Source organism: Chryseobacterium sp. (assembly GCF_045629545.1).
Taxonomy (GTDB): domain Bacteria; phylum Bacteroidota; class Bacteroidia; order Flavobacteriales; family Weeksellaceae; genus Chryseobacterium.
The window spans coordinates 20,938-27,594 of sequence record NZ_JAZQRK010000008.1 but is presented as its reverse complement, the minus strand read 5'-3'; the positions used below and the strand labels follow the sequence as shown (position 1 = coordinate 27,594).

Here is a 6,657-nt window from a genome sequence, read left to right as displayed (position 1 = left end):
AAAAAAAAAGACCTGCGGAATTTCCAAGGAAATTCGGCAGCTCTTTTTTATATAGTAAAGATGAAATCTTACAACATTCCTAGTTCGAACTTTGCTTCCTCGCTCATCATATCTTTGTTCCAACTTGGTTCAAAAGTAAGTTCTAGATCTACTGTATTTACGTTTTCTACCGTTGCTATTTTATCTTTTACCTCATTCGGAAGCGTTTCCGCAACTGGACAGTTTGGAGTGGTAAGCGTCATAATGATTTTCACATCGCCATCTTCTGAAATTTGTACATCATAGATAAGTCCAAGTTCATAGATATCCACAGGAATTTCTGGGTCATATACGGTTTTTAGAATTCTAATGATGTCTTCTCCTATATCGGCAATTTGATCGTCTGTAAATTTCATTTTTTTTAATCTGTATTGATATTTCTTTGCAATAAATCTTCCTGACGCATTCGTCTGAAAATATTTGCCAAAGTTAAGACATCTTTCTCACAATAATCTACAATTCTTTGCAAGTCTTTCTCTATATAATAGATTGACGAAACCAAAGAACCATCAATATCGTCTTTTGGAGTCGGAATTCCGAACACATGAGCCATTAATTCTAGAGAAATAAAACTTTTGTAATCTCCAAACTTCCACAATTCCATAGTGTCCAAATGCGGGATTTCCCAAGGTTTTTTCCCAAACATCTGAAAAGGGACAGGAGGCATCATTCCGTTGATTAAAAAACGTCTGGCAATCCAAGGAAAATCGAATTCTTTACCATTGTGAGCACAAAGAATCACATCACGAAGTCTTTGGCTATTAAATATATTTCCGAATTCTAGCAACAACTTTTTCTCGTCGTCATCTGCAAAGCTTTTTATTTTTAAAGTATCATTTTTATCAATAATTCCGATAGAAATACAGATTATTTTGCCAAACTCTGCCATGATTCCTGCTCTATCATAATATTCTTCTGCAGAAAAATCTTCTTTGCGCTGGTATCTCGTTTTTTTGTCCCAAAGATTTTGCTCAGTTTCTGGCACTTCCTGAAAATTAGCATAATTGGGAACGGTTTCTATATCTAAAAATAAAACTTTTTCTAAAGGTATTTTGTGTATCATAATATGTAAAATTTATCCCAACTGAGAACCATTAAATATAGGTTTTGTGGGCGAAACAAGCGTTACTTCATTAGGATTTTCTCCATAAATGCCTAAAACTAAGCATTCGCTAAAGAAATTGGCAATTTGTTTTTTAGGAAAATTCACAACTGCAAGAATTTGCAAACCAATAAGATCTTCCATCTGATAAAAAGCGGTAATCTGCGCCGAAGATTTTTTTATTCCTAATTCACCAAAATCAATTTCTAGTTGGTAAGAAGGATTTTTGGCTTTCTCGAAAGGTTGAGCAGAAATAATAGTTCCGCATCTAATGTCTATTTTCTCGAAATCTTGCCAAGAAATTTCTGGTTTTATAATCATGATAAATTACTCAATAATTGTTCAACTTCAGATTTCTGATCTGAGTATTTTTCTTGTAACTGTAATCCCTCGCCCATTCTTCTGTAATATTCTAAAGCTTTTTCGGCAAAAGTTCTTTTGTAAAAAGCAGACAATTCTGGAATTTGAGGAAATAAGTGATGAAAAAGCATCTCGTAATACGCCTGAAATTCTCTTTCGTTTCTATCTTCTATCACTTTTCCGGGTGCTTTCTGACGAACATGGTGCATCTCATGTGATAAAACATTCAGCACCAATGAAAGATCAAAATCAAATAAATTTTTCGGAATCATGACTTTTTGAGGTTCTCCCAAAACACCTTCCGCAGTGAGCAATATACTATTGGGATCTAACTCTTCTCGAAATCCAAAACCTCCAAAATTATCGTCATTAAGCCCAAATGAATCAATGAGAAGTTTTGCCGCTTCTATTGTTTTATTTTCTTGTTTAAAAATATCAATTTGAGCTTGAATATCAGTAAGATTCATGATTTAAAGTTTATCACAAATGTATAAAAAATTTAAAAGTAAAATTTAAACTAAATTCTGCAAAAGTGTGATGATTTTTTCTTTAATTTTACTTAAAACACAATATTATGTTGGTGAAAATATATGGAAGTGCCATCTTTGGAGTTTCTGCCCAAACCATTACTATTGAGGTGAATATAGACACCGGTGGCGTAGGATACCACCTTGTGGGATTACCTGATAATGCGATTAAAGAAAGTAGTTACAGAATATCGGCTGCACTAAAAAATGTGGGTTATAAAATTCCGGGCAAAAAAATTACCATTAATATGGCGCCAGCAGACCTGAGGAAAGAAGGCTCCTCTTATGACTTAAGTATTGCCATAGGAATTTTGGTGGCTTCAGGGCAGATAAAAGGAGATCATACGCAAGATTACATCATCATGGGAGAATTGTCTTTGGATGGCAGTTTGCAACCGATACGAGGTGTTTTACCAATTGCTATACAAGCCAGAGAAGAAGGTTTTAAGGGAATTATTTTGCCTAAACAAAACACACGTGAAGCAGCCATTGTGAATAATCTTGACGTCTATGGCGTAGAAAACATTAAAGAAGTTATCGATTTTTTTAATGAAGGGAAAGAACTTGAAAGAGTAGTTTTAGATACCCGAAAAGAATTTCAGGACAAAATAAATAATTTTCCATTTGATTTTTCTGAAGTGAAAGGTCAGGAAACAGCCAAAAGAGCGATGGAAGTTGCGGCAGCTGGCGGACACAACATCATCCTGATTGGACCTCCAGGAAGTGGTAAAACCATGCTTGCCAAAAGAGTTCCGAGTATTTTGCCACCATTAACTTTAAAAGAAGCCTTAGAAACAACAAAAATACATTCGGTGGCAGGAAAAATGGGAACAGAAACTTCATTGATGACGGTTCGTCCATTTAGATCTCCACATCACACCATTTCGGACGTAGCGCTCGTTGGCGGGGGAAGTTATCCTCAGCCTGGCGAGATTTCTTTGGCACATAATGGCGTATTGTTTTTGGACGAAATGCCAGAATTTAAAAGAACAGTTCTTGAAGTGATGAGACAACCGTTGGAAGATAGAGAAGTAACGATTTCTAGAGCAAGATTTACGGTGAATTATCCATCAAGTTTTATGTTGGTAGCATCTATGAACCCGAGTCCAAGTGGATATTTTCCGGATGATCCCAATAATACCTCTTCGGTTTTTGAAATGCAACGTTATATGAACAAATTATCGGGACCGCTTTTGGATAGAATTGATATTCATGTGGAAGTACAAAAAGTAGAATTTGAGCAGTTAGCTGAAAAAAGAAAAGGCGAAAAAAGCGAAGACATTAGAAAGCGTGTTCTGAAAGCTAGAGAAATTCAAAATCAGCGGTACGATAATTTATCCATCAGTTACAATGCTCAAATTGGTCCTAAAGAGTTGGAACAATTTTGCGAACTCGATGATGCCTCCTTTAACCTCATTAAAATGGCGATGGAAAAATTAAATCTTTCGGCTAGAGCCTATGATAGAATCTTGAAAGTAGCAAGAACAATTGCCGATCTTGAAGGCTCAGAAAATATAACATCTACCCATATTTCTGAAGCGATACAATACCGAAGTTTGGATCGAGAGTTTTGGAATGTATAAAGTATAAAAAGTGTATTTATTATGAAAAATATAGTTTTAACAATATTGTTATGTACAATATTATGCAGCTGCCCAGAATCCGGTGAAGTAAAAACATACGATTATAGCATCGTTAATAATTCGGGTAAATCTGCTGTTCTCTTTATCTACAAAGATGGAAACTTAGATTTATCTTCTAAAATTACTCTGCAACCCGGACAAGAACATCGTCAAATACACGAAAGCTCTCCTCCCAATTATGGATTCAGCATGTGGGCTCTTTTTAATTCTCAGAATACAGGTATCGTTACTGATGTTGTGGTAATTTATGATAATACAAAGAAAACTATATATCATAGATGCCAAGAAGGTTTATGTACGGATGGTTCTAAAAATATTTTTGGACATCAATATAATGATGAACAGAAAGAATCTTTTATTTTAACCCCAGAAGATTACCAAAACGCTATCGACTGTGTAGGGAACTGTTATTAAATAATCTTTAGATTAAACAACCTTTGCCAATTTAGAAGAATCCGAAATCATCACCTCCACTCATATTTCGGAAGCAATACAATACAGAAGTTTGGATTGTGAGTTTTGGAATGTATAATTTTTAAAGTGAAAGTCAAGATTATATTTTAATGCTATATATTATTTAAGTTTAATCCAAAAAAAACCGTGAAATAAGATTCCACGGTTTTAATATTTTAAAGTAAGAAAAAATTATTTCTTTTTCTTTTTTGCTGGTGTAGCAGTTTTAATTTTAGAAGCACCTGTATCAGCAGGAGTATTTTCATCCTTTACTAATTTTAATTCATCTACAATTCTTCTTGCACCTGCATATTTATCAATTGTCCAAAGTACAAAACGGATATCCACACTGATTGTTTTTTGCCATTTGTCTTCGAAAACTACGTCACCACTAAGAGCTTCGCTATTTCCATCAAAGGCGATACCAATAAGGTTTCCATCTGCATCTATTACCGGAGAACCTGAGTTACCTCCTGTAATATCATTATCTGATAAGAAATTAACTGGTAAATATCCTGCTTTATCTGCATACATACCATAGTCTTTAGCATTGTGAAGTGCAATAGCTCTCTGAGGAAGATCGAATTCTTCGTCACCTGCTTTGTATTTCGCAACTAGACCAGTCATATCTGTATAGTAGTTGTTTTCTTCTGTAATACCGTGGTAATCTCTATCTGATCTTGCTGGCAATGTAGTAATAGAACCGTAAGTAAGTCTCATTGTAGAGTTAGCATCTGGATAGAATTTTTTCTCTGGTACAGCTTTTACTAAACCTGCTAAGAACAGACGATTATTTTTTGCAAAGTTCTCGTCTATTTTTACAAACTTATCTCTAGATTCTTTTTGATCTGCAGCAATACCTCTAGCAATTTTCAATAAGGGATCTGAATCCAACTTCAAACGATCAGGGTTCAAAACAAAGTTTGTAACAGATGTTTTAGTTGCAAAAATAGAAGAGAACGCCACATTTGATAAGTTTTTAGCATCTAAAGACATTATCGTTGCCGAAGCGACCTCTGGTTTTACTTTTGCTTGATATAGACCTACCAAAGAATTTATCATTTCGCCTTCTAAATTTACATTGATATTTTCATAAGCAATCTTTATTGCATCTTCCATCTTTGCCTTCATTGCCAATCTTCCTGCCATATCTTGTTTTGCATAAGCATCCAAAGTAGGAGCAAGTTTTGCCGCTAGGGAAATATATTTTGCATTTCTTGTTAACAAAGAAGCATAGTTAGATTCAACATTTCTATCAGAAACTTGTTTGTAGTATGTAGAAATTTCTTCTAGTACACCATCATACATTTCGTTTCCAGATTGTGCAGACCATTGTCTGTAGATTTTTTCTAGATTTTGTTTATCTGTTATAGTTCCATTTTTTAATATGGCATCTATTGTACCTTGTCTGTTTTTCCAATAGTTGGCAACAGAAGCATACTGAGAAGCATAATTCAACTGTGTTGTCTTATCCTTGTCCATATACTTTTTCATAACATCCATTGCTACTTTAGATGTTTCTACCCAAGCTGGATAATCTTTAGTAACCATTTGGTTGATTCCGTAAGACGTTAAATAACGGTTTGTTCTTCCTGGGTAACCCAAAATCATAGAGAAGTCACCTGGCTTGATCCCTTTTAGTGAAACTGGCAAAAAGTGTTTTGGCTTCAAAGGAACATTAGTAGTCGCAAATTCAGCTGGATTTCCAGCAGCATCTGCATATACTCTGAATACAGCAAAATCTCCAGTATGTCTTGGCCACTCCCAGTTGTCAGTATCACCACCAAATTTTCCAATTGATGATGGTGGTGCACCTACTAATCTAATATCTTTATAATCTTGATATACGAAATAATAAAATTCGTTTCCGTTGAAGAACTCTTTTACATCAACAGTATATTTTCCATTTTCAGAATTTTCTGTCTTTATTGCTTTTACTTCTTCATCTATCACAGCTTTTCTTTCTGTAGCAGACATATTGTTATTCAACTTTGCATTGATCCTTTGAGTAGCATCGTCCATTCTTACCAAAAATCTTACATAAAGATCTTTAGAATTGAACTCGTCTTTTTCTTTCATTGCCCAGAAACCATTTTTCAAATAGTCTTTTTCTGGAGTAGATGCAGCAGCTACTGCACCGTAACCACAGTGGTGGTTGGTAAAAATAAGTCCTTTATCTGATACAATTTCTCCTGTACAAAATCCACCAAAGCTTACAATTGCATCTTTAAGGCTAGAATTGTTTACAGAATAAATTTCTTCTGGTGTCAATCGCAAACCTTCTTTTTGCATATCAACCCCATTTAGTCTCTTGATGAGCATCAACAACCACATTCCTTCGTCTGCTCGCATTTGAACAAAACCTAACAAGAAAGTGAATAATAAAAATATTCTTTTCATTTTATTAAATAATTTTTGTGGGGCTAAATTACTAAAATTTACTTAAATTATCTTGTATATGGTATGAAATTGGGTGGTAAATATGGATGAAAATATGTTTTTTATCGATTTTTTGCGTTTTATGTCTATTTTT

At 34.4% G+C, this 6,657-nt stretch carries 7 protein-coding genes and 1 pseudogene; 3 read left to right on the top strand and 5 right to left on the bottom strand.

The window, feature by feature from the left end; all coding sequences use genetic code 11:
• Positions 1 to 68: 68 nt before the first annotated feature.
• From ACKI42_RS01530 to ACKI42_RS01515, 4 genes are read right to left on the bottom strand one after another with little or no spacing between them, the layout of a single operon-like run.
• Positions 69 to 395: an SUF system Fe-S cluster assembly protein gene (locus ACKI42_RS01530; protein WP_407401736.1), complete on the bottom strand. Its 327-nt coding sequence runs from the start codon at positions 393 to 395 to the stop codon at positions 69 to 71.
• Between the two features lie 5 nt (positions 396 to 400).
• Positions 401 to 1,102, bottom strand: a complete 702-nt coding sequence (locus tag ACKI42_RS01525; protein ID WP_407401734.1) for a ribonuclease H-like domain-containing protein — start codon at positions 1,100 to 1,102, stop codon at positions 401 to 403.
• Between the two features lie 12 nt (positions 1,103 to 1,114).
• Positions 1,115 to 1,462, bottom strand: a complete 348-nt coding sequence (locus tag ACKI42_RS01520; RefSeq protein ID WP_407401732.1) for a tRNA-binding protein — start codon at positions 1,460 to 1,462, stop codon at positions 1,115 to 1,117.
• Complete coding sequence (locus tag ACKI42_RS01515) at positions 1,459 to 1,968, bottom strand: hypothetical protein (RefSeq protein WP_407401730.1); 510 nt, start codon at positions 1,966 to 1,968, stop codon at positions 1,459 to 1,461. Before ACKI42_RS01515 ends, ACKI42_RS01520 begins: the two co-directional genes overlap by 4 nt.
• A 107-nt stretch (positions 1,969 to 2,075) precedes the next feature.
• Here ACKI42_RS01515 and ACKI42_RS01510 point away from each other — a divergent pair, with 107 nt between their 5' ends.
• The 3 genes and pseudogenes from ACKI42_RS01510 to ACKI42_RS01500 form a co-directional block, all read left to right on the top strand.
• Complete coding sequence (locus ACKI42_RS01510) at positions 2,076 to 3,611, top strand: YifB family Mg chelatase-like AAA ATPase (RefSeq protein ID WP_407401728.1); 1,536 nt, start codon at positions 2,076 to 2,078, stop codon at positions 3,609 to 3,611.
• Between the two features lie 21 nt (positions 3,612 to 3,632).
• Positions 3,633 to 4,085 (top strand): hypothetical protein, encoded by a 453-nt coding sequence (locus ACKI42_RS01505; protein ID WP_407401726.1) that lies wholly within the window; start codon positions 3,633 to 3,635, stop codon positions 4,083 to 4,085.
• Positions 4,086 to 4,104: 19 nt separating this feature from the next.
• Positions 4,105 to 4,203 (top strand): annotated as a pseudogene (locus ACKI42_RS01500) (ATP-binding protein); the annotation flags it as partial.
• A 113-nt stretch (positions 4,204 to 4,316) separates the two neighbouring features.
• On the opposite strand, the gene ACKI42_RS01495 reads toward ACKI42_RS01500, so the two are convergent.
• Positions 4,317 to 6,524, bottom strand: coding sequence for a S46 family peptidase (locus ACKI42_RS01495; RefSeq protein WP_407401724.1), 2,208 nt, complete (start codon positions 6,522 to 6,524; stop codon positions 4,317 to 4,319).
• Positions 6,525 to 6,657: the final 133 nt, after the last annotated feature.

What these genes read in the sequence shown, in the direction of transcription:
- ACKI42_RS01505 (WP_407401726.1), top strand. Translation starts at nt 3,633, where the DNA reads ATGAAAAATATAGTTTTAACAATATTGTTATGTACAATATTATGCAGC.
- ACKI42_RS01515 (WP_407401730.1), bottom strand. Translation starts at nt 1,968, where the DNA reads ATGAATCTTACTGATATTCAAGCTCAAATTGATATTTTTAAACAAGAA.
- ACKI42_RS01495 (WP_407401724.1), bottom strand. Translation starts at nt 6,524, where the DNA reads ATGAAAAGAATATTTTTATTATTCACTTTCTTGTTAGGTTTTGTTCAA.
- ACKI42_RS01520 (WP_407401732.1), bottom strand. Translation starts at nt 1,462, where the DNA reads ATGATTATAAAACCAGAAATTTCTTGGCAAGATTTCGAGAAAATAGAC.
- ACKI42_RS01530 (WP_407401736.1), bottom strand. Translation starts at nt 395, where the DNA reads ATGAAATTTACAGACGATCAAATTGCCGATATAGGAGAAGACATCATT.
- ACKI42_RS01510 (WP_407401728.1), top strand. Translation starts at nt 2,076, where the DNA reads ATGTTGGTGAAAATATATGGAAGTGCCATCTTTGGAGTTTCTGCCCAA.
- ACKI42_RS01525 (WP_407401734.1), bottom strand. Translation starts at nt 1,102, where the DNA reads ATGATACACAAAATACCTTTAGAAAAAGTTTTATTTTTAGATATAGAA.